The sequence below is a fragment of the Embleya sp. L77 genome, assembly GCF_055557415.1.
Genome location: NZ_CM145710.1, coordinates 160,877 through 177,670, shown reverse-complemented (window position 1 = coordinate 177,670; position 16,794 = coordinate 160,877). Strand labels below are relative to the sequence as shown.

General features: G+C 69.1%; 14 protein-coding genes and 2 pseudogenes. 9 read left to right on the top strand and 7 right to left on the bottom strand.

Features of this window, described 5'->3' with window-relative positions; all coding sequences use genetic code 11:
* Positions 1 to 103: 103 nt before the first annotated feature.
* From ACZOOI_RS30595 to ACZOOI_RS30585, 3 genes are all read right to left on the bottom strand, one after another.
* A complete protein-coding gene (locus ACZOOI_RS30595) occupies positions 104 to 463 on the bottom strand; it encodes an STAS domain-containing protein (RefSeq protein WP_465282811.1) in 360 nt (119 codons plus the stop codon).
* 1,612 nt (positions 464 to 2,075) lie between these two features.
* A protein-coding gene (locus tag ACZOOI_RS30590) for an IS3 family transposase (RefSeq protein ID WP_465282810.1) occupies positions 2,076 to 3,253 on the bottom strand; the annotation gives its coding sequence in 2 pieces (ribosomal slippage) (positions 2,076 to 2,989 and positions 2,989 to 3,253; 1,179 coding nt in all).
* A gap of 441 nt (positions 3,254 to 3,694) precedes the next feature.
* Positions 3,695 to 4,651 (bottom strand): SCO6745 family protein, encoded by a 957-nt coding sequence (locus tag ACZOOI_RS30585; protein ID WP_465282809.1) that lies wholly within the window; start codon positions 4,649 to 4,651, stop codon positions 3,695 to 3,697.
* A 394-nt stretch (positions 4,652 to 5,045) separates the two neighbouring features.
* Here ACZOOI_RS30585 and ACZOOI_RS30580 point away from each other — a divergent pair, with 394 nt between their 5' ends.
* Entirely contained in the window at positions 5,046 to 5,441 is a 396-nt protein-coding gene (locus ACZOOI_RS30580) for an SHOCT domain-containing protein (protein ID WP_465282808.1), read from the top strand.
* A 94-nt stretch (positions 5,442 to 5,535) separates the two neighbouring features.
* On the opposite strand, the gene ACZOOI_RS30575 is transcribed toward ACZOOI_RS30580, so the two are convergent.
* Positions 5,536 to 6,561: a hypothetical protein gene (locus ACZOOI_RS30575; RefSeq protein WP_465282807.1), complete on the bottom strand. Its 1,026-nt coding sequence runs from the start codon at positions 6,559 to 6,561 to the stop codon at positions 5,536 to 5,538.
* Between ACZOOI_RS30575 and ACZOOI_RS30570 the strand changes: the two genes are divergently transcribed.
* A complete protein-coding gene (locus ACZOOI_RS30570) occupies positions 6,533 to 7,591 on the top strand; it encodes an amidase family protein (protein ID WP_465282806.1) in 1,059 nt (352 codons plus the stop codon). The genes ACZOOI_RS30575 and ACZOOI_RS30570 overlap by 29 nt on opposite strands.
* A gap of 14 nt (positions 7,592 to 7,605) precedes the next feature.
* Here the strand turns inward: ACZOOI_RS30570 and ACZOOI_RS30565 are convergent, their stop codons facing one another.
* On the bottom strand, positions 7,606 to 8,964 hold the full coding sequence (locus tag ACZOOI_RS30565) for an MATE family efflux transporter (protein ID WP_465282805.1): 1,359 nt from the start codon (positions 8,962 to 8,964) through the stop codon (positions 7,606 to 7,608).
* Positions 8,965 to 9,033: 69 nt separating this feature from the next.
* Entirely contained in the window at positions 9,034 to 9,696 is a 663-nt protein-coding gene (locus ACZOOI_RS30560; RefSeq protein WP_465282804.1) for a hypothetical protein, read from the bottom strand.
* 50 nt (positions 9,697 to 9,746) lie between these two features.
* Here ACZOOI_RS30560 and ACZOOI_RS30555 point away from each other — a divergent pair, with 50 nt between their 5' ends.
* The 5 genes from ACZOOI_RS30555 (at position 9,747) to ACZOOI_RS30535 (ending at position 14,073) form a co-directional block, all read left to right on the top strand.
* On the top strand, positions 9,747 to 10,265 hold the full coding sequence (locus ACZOOI_RS30555; RefSeq protein ID WP_465282803.1) for a TfuA-like protein: 519 nt from the start codon (positions 9,747 to 9,749) through the stop codon (positions 10,263 to 10,265).
* The gene (locus ACZOOI_RS30550) at positions 10,262 to 11,044 is read left to right on the top strand and encodes an aKG-HExxH-type peptide beta-hydroxylase (RefSeq protein ID WP_465282802.1); all 783 of its coding nucleotides are present in this window, start codon (positions 10,262 to 10,264) and stop codon (positions 11,042 to 11,044) included. Before ACZOOI_RS30555 ends, ACZOOI_RS30550 begins: the two co-directional genes overlap by 4 nt.
* Positions 11,041 to 12,417: an MFS transporter gene (locus ACZOOI_RS30545; protein WP_465282801.1), complete on the top strand. Its 1,377-nt coding sequence runs from the start codon at positions 11,041 to 11,043 to the stop codon at positions 12,415 to 12,417. The genes ACZOOI_RS30550 and ACZOOI_RS30545 overlap by 4 nt, the downstream gene beginning before the upstream one ends.
* Positions 12,414 to 13,481, top strand: coding sequence for a methyltransferase domain-containing protein (locus ACZOOI_RS30540; RefSeq protein ID WP_465282800.1), 1,068 nt, complete (start codon positions 12,414 to 12,416; stop codon positions 13,479 to 13,481). The genes ACZOOI_RS30545 and ACZOOI_RS30540 overlap by 4 nt, the downstream gene beginning before the upstream one ends.
* Before the next feature lie 190 nt (positions 13,482 to 13,671).
* Complete coding sequence (locus ACZOOI_RS30535; protein ID WP_465282799.1) at positions 13,672 to 14,073, top strand: hypothetical protein; 402 nt, start codon at positions 13,672 to 13,674, stop codon at positions 14,071 to 14,073.
* 19 nt (positions 14,074 to 14,092) lie between these two features.
* Here ACZOOI_RS30535 and ACZOOI_RS30530 read toward each other — a convergent pair.
* A pseudogene (locus tag ACZOOI_RS30530) lies at positions 14,093 to 14,930 on the bottom strand (IS5 family transposase).
* 340 nt (positions 14,931 to 15,270) lie between these two features.
* Here ACZOOI_RS30530 and ACZOOI_RS30525 point away from each other — a divergent pair.
* Both ACZOOI_RS30525 and ACZOOI_RS30520 read left to right on the top strand, forming a co-directional pair.
* Positions 15,271 to 16,114, top strand: a pseudogene (locus ACZOOI_RS30525) (IS5 family transposase).
* A gap of 317 nt (positions 16,115 to 16,431) precedes the next feature.
* Complete coding sequence (locus ACZOOI_RS30520; RefSeq protein WP_465282798.1) at positions 16,432 to 16,788, top strand: hypothetical protein; 357 nt, start codon at positions 16,432 to 16,434, stop codon at positions 16,786 to 16,788.
* The last annotated feature ends 6 nt before the right edge of the window (positions 16,789 to 16,794 follow it).

Sequence of the window (16,794 nt, the reverse complement as noted above, 5' to 3'; positions counted from 1 at the left end):
AGATCATCACCGACAGGGTCGAGGTCGATCCGGTCGGATGGCGAGGACGCAGGCGGTGCCAGTGAAGACGACGGCGTGATCGGCGCCCATCGACCGTGGTGTCTCAGGGAGCCCGAAGTCCTCGATTACCGCGCGGGGTCGGCGCGTCGTCGATGACGAACGTCGCGCGCGTGTGTGAGATCCGCAGGAGCCTGGTCAGGCGGGCGGGGACGGCTCGCAGACGCAGGAGGTCGGTGCCGTGTTCGCGGGCGGTGTGTGCGGCGCCGAGCAGGGCGCTGAGGCCGGCGCAGTCGCAGAAGGTCACTTCGGACAGGTCCACGGCGACCCGCCGGTGGTCGGCGAGGGCTCGGGTGAGCGCGGCGCGCAGTCGCGGGGCGGTGGCCAGGTCCAACTCGCCCATCACGGCCACCTCGCACTCGCGGCCGTGCGCGCGCAGGTCGATACCGAACGTGTCGTCGTCCATCGTCACTCCCCCCCGGCATCGATCGGGGGATCCTTCGGGTTCTCCCAGCATGACCCGGCAATGCCCGACCGGCGAGGCCGCAGGACAGGGCACATGAGCCGACGGGCCCGGGCACGGCCCGACCGACGGCACTCCGCCGAGACCGGGTCACGGGCCGTCCCTACGAAAGATGTTTCATCCCGAGCCGGATTCACTCCGGAATCTCCACAACGACCGCCGGGCCGGCGGAGCCGAACGGGTGTGCAGGTCGGCGTGGAGATGACGGGCCTACCACGTGTGTGTTTCGCACATCCAACGTGAATCGGTCGTGATATCGGCGCGGGCTTGCCTGTGGCCGGCGTTCGCGGGACCGGCGCGCGGGTACCCGTCCGGTTGTCGGACCACGCCCCTTGGCAGGTGGTCGGGGACGCCGTCGTGAACCGCTGAGGGTGCCTGGCCGAAAAGCGTCGGTGTCCCGGTGTCACCCGATTCGGTCGGGAGGAACCCGACGGGAGTCGGGTCCGCCGGAAAGACGCCGGCACCGGAAGGCCCGGACGATGCGCCGTCCGGGCTTCCCGGATGAAGGCGGATGCGCAGACCGGGTGCGCCCGGATCGCCCACGATCAGGGCGCGCCGGTCGTGCCGGGCGACGTCGGACGTCGCCGTGTCACGTGTGCCGCAACCCCGCGTCAGGTGCCCGCCGTCTCGACGCTGGCCGGCGTGGTGGTGTCGCCTCCGGCCATGCCCCGGGCGATCGCGGACATGCAGGGGGACACAGGAGGTCGGTGAGGGTTTCGTCGGGTGCGCCGCCGGCCTCGGCGGGCAGCGCTAGGCCGCACAGGGCGATGTCTCGGCGGGCCGTTGCGTGCCACCACCGGGTCCGCTCGTTCTCCACCGCACGCAGGATGTGCATGTCGACCTCCCTGGCGTCGGACACCGGTCGCAGTCCATGCAACTACCGCCGTCTCCACGCCGCCCGGTGCCGTGGGGACATCGCGCCGACGCCGGGCACTGGATGGCGCGGAGGTTCTGCGGACCCGTTCGGCCGAATGGGGGGTGGGGTGCCCGCGAGGGCCGGGGGAGGTTCCGGCGTGGCCCGACGTCCAGCGCGCGGGACGCGGCGGGCGGGCCGCCGACAGTCGTGTCCGGCGCGGCCGATTCGCGTCGGGCCAACGGCGCGCGGTGGCGGTTGGTGCGGGGCGCGGGCCGGGTCTTTCATCCCCGAGGACCCGGTGCCGCGCCCGAGGGGTCTTGTGCCCGGGCGTCGGCGCGTTCACGGGTCGCCCGTTCCGGTGAACTCCGGTCGGGCCCTGTTCCCGTCGGACGTGCAGGCAGGCCCATGGCCGTGGCGGTGGCCACCCCGAACACCTGTCGGCGACACAGATACACCGATCGTCGTCCTGTCGGCGGGCGGTGCAACCGTCAACGGTCGGGTCGCTCCTCGGCCGTGGACACTTCGGCTCGTTGTGCGACCGGGCATCGGCGAGGGTCGACTTCCTCGGGTACCGGAGGTTCGTCGGGGCGCCTGATGCGTGCCTGACGGGGCCGGGGGGAGGTCGTCGCCCGCCGGGCGAAGTCGGCGTGGGCCTGTTTGAGGAGCCCCGCGTTTTCCGGACGGGTTGATTGCTGTGTTCTATGCCGCGAGGTTCAATCCCCGCTCTGGGTGCAGGACTTCGTGGGGTGTGCGATATCCGAGTCCGGAGTGCAGGCGTCGGCGGTTGTAGAAGCCCTCGATGTATCGGACGACTTCACCCCGTGCTTTCGCGTGCGTGGTGAAGACGTAGCGGTGGAGCCATTCGTTCTTCAAAGCCCCGAAGAACGACTCCGCCATGGCATTGTCCCAACAAACACCGGTGCGGCCGACGGACTGCCTCATCCGATGACCGGCGACCGACTTCGCGAACTCTTCGGACGTGTAATTGCTGCCGCGATCGGAATGAAAAACTGCATCCGGCTCGATGCGTATCCGCTCCGCGGCCATGTCCAGCGCCGACGATATCAGGGACGTCCTGAAGTGATCCGCCATGGCCCAACCCACGACCGCCTTGCTGTGACAGTCGATGACGGTGGCCAGGTAGAGAAAGCCTTCCCAGGTGGGGATGTAGGTGATGTCGCCGACGAGTTTGGCGCCGACCCGGTCGGCGCCGAAGTCGCGCGCGACCAGGTCCGGGATCCGCGGGTGGGACCCGTCGCCGAGTGTGGTCACCGGGCGCCACGGGCGTGGTTGGCAGGCCACCAGGTCGAGTTCGCGCATCAGGGTCCGCACCAACTCGGGCGAGACCGTCTCGCCCGACCGTGCCAGGACCGCGTGGATCCGGCGATATCCGTAGGTCTCGTGGTTCGCCGTGAAGATCTCGTGGATCATCGCTTTGAGGCGTGTTCGTCGATCGGCGGTCTCGGAGGCCGGGCGACCACGCCATTCGTAGAATCCGGATCGGGAGACTCCCAACCATCGGCACATGTCGGCGATCCGGAATTCGGCCTTCTCCGCTTCGACGAGCGCGTATCGTGCGCTCACTCCTGCTCGCGCGCCGCGAAGAAGGCCGCCGCTTTTTTCAGGAAGGCGTTCTCCTCGCGGAGTTTCCTCAGTTCGCGTTCCATCTGCCGTTCGCGGTCCGATTTCGGGCCGTCGTCGGATTCGGCTTTGCCCTCGAGGGAGAGGCGATATTGCTTCACCCAGCCCCTGAGCGTCGTTTCGTTGACCCCGAGCTCGGTGGCGACACGGGCGATCGGGCGCGGGCCCTCGATCACCAGGCGGACGGCCTCGTCCCTGAACTTCTGTGGATATCTAGGTGGCACGTTCTCTCTCATTTCCGAATCTCGGCAACCCTACGCGGGTCGCTGTCCGGAAGAAATAGAGCACCTCAGTTGGACGGCGCCGGGGTGACGCGGCCTTGTCGTGTTCGGCGAGCCCCGGGAATCCTTGCCGTCGCGGAACCATTGATGCGTACCGCCCGCGCCCGGCGCGGTGGACGTCGGGGTGCCCGAGGGCGAGCGCCCGGACGCGGCTGCCGTCCGCGGTCGGCCGGCGAGGTACCCGTTCACGGGGTGCTGTCGTGGCTGGGGCGCGCCCCCGGATCTCCTCGAAGGCATCGTATCCGGGGGTGTGTTGCCCGCCCACAGGCATGGACGTCACGTTCCGGCGCAGCCTTTTCGCCCCGGGCGCGGTGCCCGTATCGACCGCGGAGGTGGTCGACGTCCCGAACGTGCGGCCATGAGGGGCCCGTTCCGGTACACGACGTGAGGAGACGATCAGGTCGTGTTCTCGAGGATCTCGGCGGCGGTGTCGACGGTCAGTCCGGTGCCGAAGTGTGGTCCGCCGCCGACGTTGTACACCCCGGCGATGCGCTGGGGGTAGGAGCCTGCGTCGATGACGGCCTGGGACCAGGCGTCGAGGTGCTCCAGCAGTTCGTCCAGGTCGTCGCCGAGCGCGGCCAACAGCGGCCGTTCGAGTTCGTCGGTGCGGACCTCGATCTCTTCGCGGAACGCCCGGCCGGCGTCGGTGAGTTTCTCGTCCGCGGTCGTCAGTCCGCGTTGGCGCAGGCGGTCGAACCCGGCGTCCATGTCCGCGTCGGTCCATCCGCGGCTGGGCGTGTAGGCGCGAGCCGGCAGTCCCCACCATTGTTCGGTGAGCAGGAGGACCTCCACCGCATCGGCGCCGCCGACCGCCCAGGAGATGACGTGGCTGTCGCCGCGATGCTCGCGCACCAGGTCCGCGGCCCGCCACAGATCACCGATCGGGTCGCCGGGGAAGCCGAGCGAACGCAGTCCCGAGTGGACGCCTCGGGCGGGCCACGGCGCCGCGTCGGCCGCCCGCCGCAGCAGGTCGGTGACCCGCGCGAGGCCCTCGGGCCGCTCGCCGAGGACGCGCCGCAGCATCGCGGTCGCGCCCTTGTGCCGAGCCGCCAGGATCGTGTCCCGGTCGGTGATCCGCCATCCGGCGGCGACACCCGGCACGACGACCTTCGGGTTGAAGCAGCCGAACGCGGCGGCCACGACCTCCCCCGTGACCGTGCCCATGCACGCGCCGCGACTGGTGAAGTAGGACGTCATCTCCGGGCGGTCCACCCCGTCCTGGGCGACCGGGCTCGGGTCGAAGCCGAGCGCCTGGTACGCCGCGTGCGCCTCGGGGGCGAAGTACACGCCGGCCGCCACCGGCTCCACCGCGTTGCGCAGCCGCCGGGCATTTTCGTTGTAGTCGGTCGTCATGCGATGCTCCTCGGCCGCCACGCAGGGGTCCCGGTACCGCCTGCTCCTACTCCCCAGCATCCGTCCGTGGGATGGGCCCCGCATCATCCGCGTCGCGGGACCCGCCCCGGGTAGTGATGGCCGCGCATCGGCACACGTCGAGGGTGCGGCCGTCGACATCGGGGGTCGGTCGGCAGCCACGCGTTACGGCCGGGGCGCGGTGTGTCCCGGTTACGTTCATGGGACGCCCGATGGACGGGCCGTCCGGCTCGCGGGGTGGGATCGGCGCCACCGCCGGCCGGTTGCGGGCCGGGGTGGGAGGGGGCCAAGAGCGCGCGGGCCCGCGCGTCACCGGGGCTGACGCTACGCCTGGGGTCGACGGTCGCCGTTCACGCACGAACCAGGAGCCTTGCCCATGGACGACTACCCGCTTCTGAACGCGTTCCTGACCATGTTGTGGCTGTTCCTGTGGATCCTGTGGTTCTTCCTGCTGTTCCGGATCATCACGGACGTGTTGCGTGACGACAGCCTCGGCGGCTGGGCCAAGACCGGATGGATGGTCTTCGTGATCGCGCTGCCGTTCCTGGGCGTGTTCGTCTATGTCGTCGCCCGCGGCAGCGGCATGGGCAGGCGCGACGCCGCCCGGGCCGAGCAACAGAACGAGGCCTTCCAGGCGTACGTCCGCGACGCCGCCGGCACCAACAAGGGGTCCACCGGCGTCGAGGAACTCTCCAGGCTGGCGCAGCTCAAGAGCAACGGCGACATCTCCGCCGAGGAGTTCGAACGGGCCAAGCAGAAACTGCTCGCGTGACCTGCCCCCGGCGTGGATACGCGTAACGCTTGGTGCGGTCAGGCGCCCGGCCGATGCGCCCGTCGGCGACGAGCCGATCGGCGGCGGCCGGGCGCTATCGCGCTTGGGTTCGTCCGGTCGGTTCGCGGTTGCGCCCGGTGGCGGCCAGCAGGGCGATCACCGTGAGCAGGGCCAACAGGAGGACCACCCACAGCAGGATGACCAATGCCGTCGGGTGGTTCCACAGGGCGAAGCCGAGGGTGACCAGGAGCAGCGCGCCGAGGGTGAGCCACCGGCGGCGGGCGGCCACCCAGGTGCCGGTTTTGCCGGTGCCCATGTGGTGCCTGTGCGCGGAGCGGGCGAGGGCGTCGGCGCCGCGGTCGGCGCCGGCGCGCAGGGCGCGTGGCAGGCGTCCCGGCCCCGAGAGGTAGGCGCCGATGCCCACCACGACGCCCAGGACGAGCGCGGTGCGGACGCTGTTCTTCAAAAAGCGCAGCAGCGTGTCGAAGATCGCTCCGGCGGCGGCCGGGGACTGCACCGTCGCGGGCAGGTGGTCGAGATAGTAGCGGCGGGCGATCGCCAGGCCGACGGCCAGGATCAGGCACGCGAGGGCGGCGCCCAGGGCGGTGGTCACCAGGGCGCGGCGGCGCCGACGGGCCAGGAGGACCCCGATGGTGCCGAGCAGCACGGTGAGCACCGGAAGCCAGTTGCCCAGCACGTCCAGTGCGTGCGCGGCGTCCTGGATCTTCTTCAGCTTGTCCGACTTGACCAGCACCATCTTCTTGTCGACGTCGGGGATCCGTTCGGCCGGGGTGACCCCGTCCGCGACGAGGTCCTGTTTGACCGTGTCCACGGCGGCGCCGACATCGAGCGTCACGGTGCCGTCCTCCACATCCACCGAGCCGCGGCCCTTGCCGGTGAGCACCTTGACGACGTCGGAGTGGGCGGTGCGGTTGGCGTTCGTCCAGACCTTCTCGAACCGGTCGCTGTCCACGAAGCGGGTGGCCGCCCGGTGGGCCACCTGGTCGACGGCGTCGTTCAGTTGTGGGCCCAGCCCCTTCACCGCGGTGCCCACCCGTGGCGGGAGTCCCTGGGCCTCCAGCCAGGCGGCGATGTCCGCGGTGACCTGGGCGCCGTCCACCCGCACTGCTGCCCGCAACCCGTGGAACACCGCGTGCACCACCGCGGGTTCGTCCGGCGGCTCGGCGGGCGCCGTCGCGGCCGGGTTCACCCCGCTGGAGCTCGGGTCCGACATCGCCGGGTCGATCCGGCTGCCCGCGGCCGCCTGCGGGGTGCCGGGACACAAGCCGACCTACGGCGTGGTGCCGTTCGCCGGGCATCTCCCGCCGTACCAGCCGGTGGCCCCGGACCTCGCCGTGGTCGGCCCGCTCGGCCGATCGGTCCGCGATCTCCGTACGGCACTGGACGTGATCGCCGGGCCCCACGGCTGGGATCGGTCGGCGTGGCGGCTGGAGCTGCCGGACGCACGCCCGGTCCGGCGGGTCGCGGCCTGGTTCGACGACCCGTACTGCCCCGTGGACGCCGAAGTGCGCTCCGCCCTGGGCACGGCCACGGAGCTGCTCGCCGCGTCGGGGGTGGTCGTCGAGGACACGGTGCCGCGGGGCATCCGCCTCCGGGAGAGCGACCTCGTGGCGCGGAGGCTACTCGCGGGCGCGACCCTGGGCGGCAGCCGGGCGGAGGATACCCGTCCCGGCATCGCGGACCCGGGGCCGGCGGGCGACGAACTCGGCTCCTGGTTCGCCGCGCAGAGCCACGCGGACTGGTGGCAGGCACACGAACTGCGCAACCGGCTCAGACGGCTCTGGCACGACTTCTTCACGACGTACGACGCGATCCTGCTGCCTGTCGCGCCGAATACGGTGATCCCGCACGACCACCGCCCCCTCTCCGAGCGCGACATTGTCGTCGACGGTGCGCGCAGGCCCTACTGGGACCAGATCGTCTGGGCGTGCCTGACCGGCATCTGCCATCTGCCGTCCACCGTCGTCCCGGTGGGCCGCGACTCCCGGGGACTGCCGATCGGCATCGCCGTCGCCGGGCCGTATCTGGCGGACATGACGGTTCTCTCGCCGGCGCAGACCCTCGCCGGGCTGCTCCCGCCCGTCGGCCGTCCCGCGCTGGGGGCACCGGCCCCGAGCGGATCCGCGTGAGCCGTGCGGGCCGGTCAGGACACAGAGGCCGGCGCGGCGTCCCGGTGCAGCCGTGCCACAAAGCGCAGCACGACGACGACCACCGAAACGCCCAGGAAGTTGCAGACGGCCACACTGTCGTACAACGCGTGCGCGCTGCCCGCCGCGTCCGCGGCGATCTTGCCGACGACGACGATGGCGGCAAAGTAGACCACGTTGAGCACGACAGCGAGGAAGCCCCCGCCGATCTGCTCCATGAGGGTCAGCGCGGTGAGCACCGGGCCCTGGACGACGAAGGTCAGGCCCACCACCCCCAGGTAGCTGCCGGTCTCGGCGGCCACCGCGGGATCGTCGGTGAGCAGCCGGGCCAGCGGATCGGCGACCAGCCACACCACCACGGAAATGCCTGCGTACGCCATGCCGGCCAGTTCCAGACCCGAGCGGGTAGTCCGCACGAGGCCGTCGTAACGGCCGCCGCCCCGCTGCTGGTTGAGCACGATTGCGGTCGCGCCGCCCAGCACGGTCGCGGGCAGCAGGACCAGCCCCTGCACCGTCGCGGCGACGGAGAACCCCGCGACCGAGGCCGGGCCGTAGTCCCTCAACGCCCAGAGCACGGCCAGGTTGTAGCCGGACAGGATCAGCAGGGTCAGGGCGATGGGGGCACCGATCTGCCGCAGATGCCCGACGACCTGCGGCCGCCAGGACAGGGCCTCTCCCGGCCGCCACAACCCGTTCCGGCGCATCAGGACGAGGCCGAGCACGGTCACGAACACACCGCACACGCCGCTGGACATCGGCACGCTGGCCACCCCCACCCCGGCCACCAGCCCCAGCAGCGCCACCAGCCCGAGCCTGACGCTCGCGCCGACCACAGTGACGACCATGGCGGCCCCGGCCCGGCCGGACCCGCGCAGACTCGCGGAAGTCAACGCCGGTCCGATCAGGGTGAGTTCGGCCAGTGCCGTCCAGCGCAGGAAGGAGACGAAGTCGTCGTGTACCGACGCCGGCACGCTGAGTAGGCCGGCCAGCGCCGGCGCGCAGGCCGCGGCGAGGGCGCACAGCCCCGCACCACCGATCAGCCAGACCCGCGCCAGGCTCGTCATCAACGGCACCACCTCACCGGGCCGTCCCTCGCCCCGGCTGATCGCCGCCGCCACCTGGTTGCTGACGGCAAAAGCGGCCGTGACGGCGATCAGAACGAAGCCGACGGGCTGGTATAGCGACCGGATGTACAGCGCGTCCTCCCCCATCCGACCCAGCACCGCCACCACGCCGAGCAAGGCCAGGACGTCGGCGAGTTCTGCAAGGAACATGGGCACCGCAAGACCCAATAAGTGTCGCCGCATTCCCTTCCTTGACTCGTCGTTTTCGTCGTTGTCGCCGTTTTCGGGCATGGCCGACCTCCGATCGGAAGGGGTATTTCTTCGGGACCCGGGCAAGGTAGCAAAATGTCGGGTCCTCGGTCACCGCTCGGCGGAGCCCCGTTCACGCGCGTCGGCGGGCCGGAAGTCTTCGCTCGCCGCCTCCCCGACAGCAACACTCTCCAGGTCCCTCAGCCAGGAGACCATCTCGCCGGGGGAACAGGCCGCGGTGTCGGCCCGCAGGGTCACCGACAGGTCGTCCGCACTGGCGAAGGCCACCACGTAGAAGCGAATATCGTCGTCTTCCTTCGTTCCGCCCGCGGTGATTCGGGTTTCGGCCGGCGACGCGCGTAGCTCGTCCGCCGAACAGGTCGGCGCACCGGGCCCGTTCACCATGCCCCCCGTGCTCCGCCGGGTCTCCGGGCCATCCGGATTCTCCGGACTGTCCGCGAAATAGAGGTTGACGGCACACGACAGGTCCGCCTCGAAGCCATTCCGGTCGGCGAATTCTCGCAGCACCGTGGCCACGTCCTCCGGATCGTACTGGGAGTTCAGTGCCGACATCACACTCGCCTGATGAGCCGCCTTCAGCATCTGCGGGAACGTCCGTCCCACAACCCGGATTGAGAGCGGAGCACTCTGCACCATCGTTCCCGATACCTTGCGGGATTCCTCGGTGAACCTGTTGTGCGAGAGCAGCAGAATTCCACAGGTCTCGTTTTCCGTCCACGCGCACAGGAGTCGGGCGCACAGCGCGAGCAGCACGGCCCCCCGACTCCCTCCTCGAAGACGACGCTCCACCCGGTGTCATCCTTTTGGCAGACGGCACGTTCCACAGCTATCCGTCCGTCGGCCACCGAGAGCTCCGGGACGCTCTCGACGCCGGATGGGAGGTGTGGGGGCTGTGTTCGATGGGAGCGATTCGAGCCGCCGAAATGTCGGCACTCGGCCTTCGCGGCTACGGCAGGGTGTTTCGGAATTTCGTCGACGACCCGGAATTCTCCGACGACGAGGTTGCTCTCGTCCACGGGCTCGATCCCCCCTTCCTCGCCCTGTCGGAGCCGTTGGTCCACATTCGGGAATATCTGACCCACCTGAGGATGCAGGAATCACTCCCACCCGCGCGGGTCGAGCAGATTCTCGTCGAATTCAAGAACCGCTGGTATGGCGAGCGCACCCTGCCCGCGCTCGCCCGACGACTGGACGAAACCGGCTACCGTGCCGCCCGCAACGACATCAAAGGGTTCGATCGCTTCAGACTGAAGACCCACGATCTCGAAGCCTTCCTTGCCGAACGTCCATGGACCCTCCCGCAGAGAATGGCGCATACGTGAACCCACACCAGTTCCTCGCCGAGATCGGCGGCGTACCGTTCGTCGACGATGCCACCTTCCGGCCACACGCGCTGCTGACCGCCGCCGCCGTGGTCAGACGCAGTGCCGAGGCTGACGCCTTTTCGTCGCTCAAGGACTACCTCGACCCCGGGAACGCACAGCTGATCTTCGATCGCCACGCCAGGTCCCACGTCGAGCACGTGGAATGGAGAGAACTTCCTGCGGCCGAGGCCACCGAAGTTGGGCGCGCCTCGCGACTCGTCGTGGAGTCGATGCCCCAGTGGCGATCTCTGTTCGCGATACCAAAGCGGTATCGCCGGATGGCGACGAGTACGAGCAGCACCTCGGTACTGGTACCCCAGACGATCTACCTCGGCCCAGGAGCCTTCAAGGACGGTGAGACGCTCCGGGAGACACTGATCCACGAACACGCCCACATCTGGCTGAACTTCATCGCCGAGGTCTTCGATCTTCAGGTGCCCGAGGCACCCAACGACTACATCCTGCCGTCGGGAACAACAGGGAAGACGTACCGGGGTGTCATGTTCGCCGCGCACTTCGCAGCCTCCGCCGCCTGGGCTCTGCACCGACGACGCGACCGTGGCGAGAACGGCCTGGAAGACCGGCTCGGTCACCTCACCCGGTATCTCGAGAAGTGCCTGGCGACCATGAGGACCCGCCCCTACGGCAGCGTTGTCGGTGATCTCGCCGACAACGCGTTGACCCGGCGACTGAACCTGCTCGCGGACGCGGCGCACGACACGCCCGTAGCCGGGTGACGGGCTTGCCCGCCGAGCGCACTTCGACGAAAGCGCCGAGGAAGGGTGTCCACAACTTCGCCCTCCTGCAGATCGCCGCCTTCTTCGGCACGCTGGCAACACGATGCATCGAGATCGCGCTTGCGTGGTGGGTCCTGGCGGAGACCGGCAACGACGCGCTGCTGGGCGTGCTGATCGCTCTGGGTGTCGGAGCGGACGTGTTGTCACGCGGGGCACTGGCGTGGCTGGGCGACAGATTCGACCCGCAAAGAGTCGTCGGCTGCTGCTTCCTGGGATCTGCCGTCGTGAGCGGACTGCTCACCTGGCTCACCTTCGTCGGCGCCTATCACCTGTGGCTCATCGTGAGTGGAATCCTGCTCCTCGGCGTCGGCCTCGGGGTTCGCGAGCCACTGCTCATGTCCATGATCCGGAGTCTTCTGGATACCCCGTCGGTCGCCGGAGCGGTCCGGATTCGCAGCGTCGTGATGTCCGTCTCGTCCTTCGCCGGACCGGTCGTCGCCGGTATCCTGATCGGCCCGCTGGGGTATTCGGCGGTGCTCGGCACCGCCTTCTGCGTTGTCGTTGTCTCCACTACGCTCGTCGTCCTCCTCCGCGTGCCACCGCCCGAGAACCGCCCGACACCGCCACGGCGCGGCGGATTCGCCGCGTGGGCGTCAGGCACCAAGGCCGGCTTCCGGGCCATCCGCCGGGTTCCTCCGGAGTGGCGACTGGCAATGCTGACGATGGTGGTCAACTTCGCACTGTTTCCCGTCTTCGCCGTGATCGTGCCGGTTCTCGTGGCACAGCGCTACCCCGGCCGAACGTGGGTCCTCAGCGTTGTCGAATCCTCCTTCGCGACAGGGCTTGTCTTGGGCGGCGCGGCCCTGACCCGCATCAGCGACAGATTGCTCGGCCGGCGGCGCAGCGTCACGGTGGGATTCGCGCTCCTCGGCGGCGGTTTCGTGGGCACGGGCGTGGTTACCGGCGCGCCTGACCTCGGCAGCGCCGTCGCCTTCACCGCCTGCGCGTCGCTGCTGATGGTGCTCGCCGGCGTCGGCCTCTGCATGGTCACGATCAACACCGGCACCGTACGGCTGCTCGCGACCCCGTCGCCGTATCGCAATCGCATGGTCGCGGCGGCGTCCTTCCTGTCGGGGATCGTCATGCCACTCGGATCCATCTGCGCCGGACTGATCTCCCGCACCTCCGGCGAACTGTGGGCGCTGGTCGCGCTCGGCGCCGCAATCTGCCTCTGCTCGGTAGTCGCGGCACACGACAAGGTGCTCGCCCACTTCCTCGACATCCCGGACGAGGAACTCGGCGACATCTACCTCAGGGAATTCCCGGACGCTTTCGAGACCGAGACCCAGGAGACGGGAGCAACACGCCCATGAAGGAATCCTCCCTGACCCTCGTACGGTGCCCGGAGGAGGACTGCGGAACATCCTCGCTCGCCGTCGACGCCTGGGCGCATGCGACCCTCACCGGCCATGAGAAGGACATCGTCGAAGGCACCGTGAACTGCGAATCCTGCGGCAACGCCTATCCGATCGTCTCGGGCGTCCTGATACTGATCGCGGATCTGACCGGGTACCTGAGGGATCGCCTCGCCGTGATGATGCACCTCCCCGAGCACACCCCCTCTCCCGAAATGGCGCGGTGGCTGAACTCCCGAGTCCCGGGGCCCGCGGACCCCCGACACACGCGCCGCAGCATGAAACTGGAAGAGCGGTACGTCAGCGCGTTTCTCGGAGCACACTTCGATCGAGGCGCGGCCGCCGAAACGACCGACGAACTCATCGCTCACATGCTGGCCGCGAGCGCGCAGCGCGACCTGTGGGCGACTGCCACCTCGCTGTTCGATCGGCTGGGGCCCATCAGCGCCCTCGATGTCGGAAGCAGCGTGGGCGGACTGTCCGCCCTGCTGTCGGAACGCCGGTGCCGGACCCTGGGAATCGACACGTCATTCCTGTCCGTGCCGGCGGCACGTCGTGCGGTCCTGGGCGCACCGAGTCGACTGGATCACTATCGCTCGTACCACGAAGGGGACCTCTACACCGAGCGCCCTCTGGTCGTCGGTGGCAACGCAAGGTACGTCGACTTCATCGTCGGATCCGGGCTGACCCGTACGACGCGTGACCCGGTCGAACTGACCTGTGCCGTCAACCTCTTGGACCTGGTGCCGAACCCGGAACAGCTCCTGGACACACTGGCCGACCAAACACTCGAGAGCGGACACATGCTGATCACCTCGCCCTATGGATGGTCCGGCGTGGCAAAAGACCGCCGGCTCGGTGGGACCGGGGGCGAGAACTCCTCATCGGCCCTCCGCAAAGCAGCCGCTCGACGAGGCATGAAGGTCGCCTGGGAGGACGACCGCGTTCCCTGGCTCTGGCGCGACTACTCCCGATTCTGGAGGGTCTACTTCGTGGACGTGGTGCTCTTCACACGAGCGTGACCGCACTGCGACCCTACGGACCCGATGCCTGTGCGTCGGGCGACCCCGGTCGTGTAACCCCCACCGCCCCCGAAGCTGCCACCGGCGACTCCTCCGGGAAGACCACCTCCCCGCTGCTCGGCGGCCCCGGACCCCTGACCGCCTCGCGGGCTGGCGCCCCCGGGCCGCAGCCGCGACGGACGACGACACTGTGCCCGCCTTCGGCGGCGGCGCGCCCGTGGTGGACTTCGGCGGCCCGGACGCCATCGATCCCGGCCGTGTCCGGGCGGACCTCGCCCGACACACCCACGCGGCCCTGATCTTCGTCGAGGGCACCTTCGCCCTCACCCTCGCGCAGGTCCGCGAACTGGCCGACCACACCGCCTACCTCGCTGCCCCGGCCGACCTGCGCATCGCCCGCAGGACCCTCCGCAAGATCACCGAGGGCGAAGACCCCGCCACCCACCCGCGCGGTTACCTCGAACGCGGCCGCGACGCCCACAGGCGCCACGTCGAACCCGCCCGTGCCCACGCCGACCTCGTCCTCGACGGAACCCACGCCCTCTCCGACCTCAGCCGGGCCCTGCACCAGCTGAGAGGGCATTTGATCTAGATGAAATAACCTTTATGTCCTAGTAGGTTCCTCGCCAGGTGGGTGTGGTCTCGCCCGTTATGCGCTTGGTGAGGTTGTCGATGGAGGCGATGTGGATCATGGCTTCGGAACTGGCGGGCAGGGTCTCGTAGTCGCGGATCAGACGTCGGCGGAGCATGATCCATCCCAGGCTTCGTTCGACCACCCAGCGCCTTTCACGACGTGGAAGCCGCGAACTCCGGGGCTTCTTTTGACGACTTCGACGTCGATTCCGAGGCCGGCGCCGTGTTCGATGAGGGCGTTCTTGAATCCGGTGTCGACCCAGCTCTTGGCGATGGTCGGGTACGTCTTCTCGGCCTGGTCGAGGAGGCGTATCCCGAGGGCGTTTTCGGAGAGGCTCGCGGCGGAGACGGTCACGGCGAGGACGAGGCCGATCGTGTCGGTGAGGATGCCTCGCTTCCGGCCGACGATTTTCTTCGCGGCATCCGTCCCCTGGCTGGTCGGGGCACGTTGGTGGAGGTCTTCACGCTCTGGGTGTCGATCACGGAGGCGGTCGGTTCGGGGTTGCGTCCCTCTTTTACGCGGGCCGGGCCGGTCAGGTCGTGGTTGAGCCGGGCGAGGATTCCCTCGTCGCGCCAGGCCGCGTAGTAGGAGTAGACGGTGCCATGGCTCGGGAAGTCGTGCGGGAGGTATTTCCAGGGGATTCCGGTGCGATTGACGTAGAGGATTGCGTTGAATACGTCGCGGAGTTCGACCTTGGCCGGTTGCCCGGTGGGTCTGCGGTCCAGTCGGGCTTTTCTCCAGGCCGTCAGGGTCGGCTCGATCAGGGCCCATCGGGCGTCGGACGGGTCGCTGGGGTACGGCTTCCGCCGGCTCACGGCAGAGCTCTTACACGAACGGCGGTTCCGAGAGCAGTACTTGGCCGCCAGGGCGTTTCTGCGACATCAACAAACCAGACGGAATCCAGGCCCGAGAAGCGGAGCAAACAGGCACTCGAGGCTGGGGCCTCACGGCCGCGGAGAGACACGTAAGGCGCAAATCCTATCGAAGGCCCTGGCGGCAAAGCGACTTACTACCGCGTTCCATACCTAAATCCCCACTTAGAGGGGGTCCGGTAAGGGTTTCTCCCTCTTTGGCCGCCTTGGGTGATCTCGGCGTGAGGCAGTTCCGATGATCTCCTGCGTGAGGCAGGTCGGGGGCTGTATTGATCGTGTTGTGATGCGGCGAAGGCGCTATCCCTCGGATCTGACGGACGCCCAATGGGCCCCGATCGAGCCGCTGTCTCGCCTGGCGCAAGGATCGGGCCGGTGGGCGTCCGCCGACGACGGACCTGCGCGAGGTGGTGAACGCGATCCTGTACGTGGCCCGCACGTCGATTGGTTGGCGGTACCTGCCGCACGACTTCCCACCGCATACGACGGTCTACGACTACTTCACCGCATGGGAGAGGAACGGAACCGCCGAGGAGGTCCACAACACGCTCCGTGACGAGGTCCGGCGCCGGAAGGGCCGCCGAGTGCTGCCCACCGCGGCCGTCATCGACGCGCAGACGGTCAAGGCGTCGTCCAACACGCCGGAGGCCACCCAGGGTTACGACTTCGCGAAGAAGACCAAGGGCCGCAAGTGTCACATCGCCACCGACACGCTCGGCCTGCTCCTGGTCGTGCTCGTCAACGCGGCCTCCGTCCAGGACTCCGTCGGCGGCAAGGGAGTGCTCGACGAACTGCGCGCCCGCTTCCCCGACATCACCAAGGCGTGGGCGGACGGCGGCTACAAGAACGGCGCCGTCGGGCACGCGCACACCCTCGGCATCGACCTGGAGCTCGTGAACCGCGACCCCGCCACCAAGGGTTTCGCGGTCCTGCCGAAACGATGGGTGGTCGAGCAGACGTTCGGCATCCTGGCCCGCTACCGTCGCCTGCATCGCGACTACGAGACCCGCCCCGAACGGTCCCGCGCGATGATCCACTGGGCGATGACCAACACACTCGCCCGCCGACTGGTCGGCCCCAAGGTCCGATTCCGGCAAACCATCTACCCAAACCCGGACGCGGAAGCCTAAACCCTTACCGGACCCCCTCTCATGGCGGTGGTGATGTCCTGGTCGGTCACCGTCACGATGTCGTCGAGGAGTCGGAAGTTCACAGCCCGGGCCAACGGCGGAGGCTGGTGTATCCGAGGCCGTCGACGATGGTGACGGGGAACTCGGGGAGAACGATGCGCCCGCCCCGGCGCAGGGACAGCTGGGCGTCGGCGTCGCGATCCACAGTCCGGCCTCGGGCGCGTCGCGCGTGTGGGCGTAGGTGTCCGCCGGCGGCCCCTGCGCATGGACGCGGACGGCGTCACCTCGCCCAAGAGTCGGGGCACGGTCCCAGGGTCGTGGCCTGGGCGGACGTCGAGACGTTGGTCTCCTGGCGGGTCAAGCACGGCAGCCACCGGGTCGGCGTGGTCGTCACCGGGCGCTACCGCCACCGAACCGGGCTCGACACCAGGCGCTCCGGCCGATGGATGAACAAGGTCGTGGTCATACCGGTCTCCTGGACCACCCCGATGTGGGACGGCCCACCCGACGAATTCAAGGCCATGGTCGCCGCGTTGTGGGGGATCGTCCCCGGACACCCTGGATCGACCCGTCGCACCGCCGGGAACGCATCACGCACGGCCGACCTCCGTCGCGGCCCGGTTCCGTCGCGTTCGCGGCCGTTCGCGACGACCCAGGGGCGCCAGGCCGCGTAGCGTTCC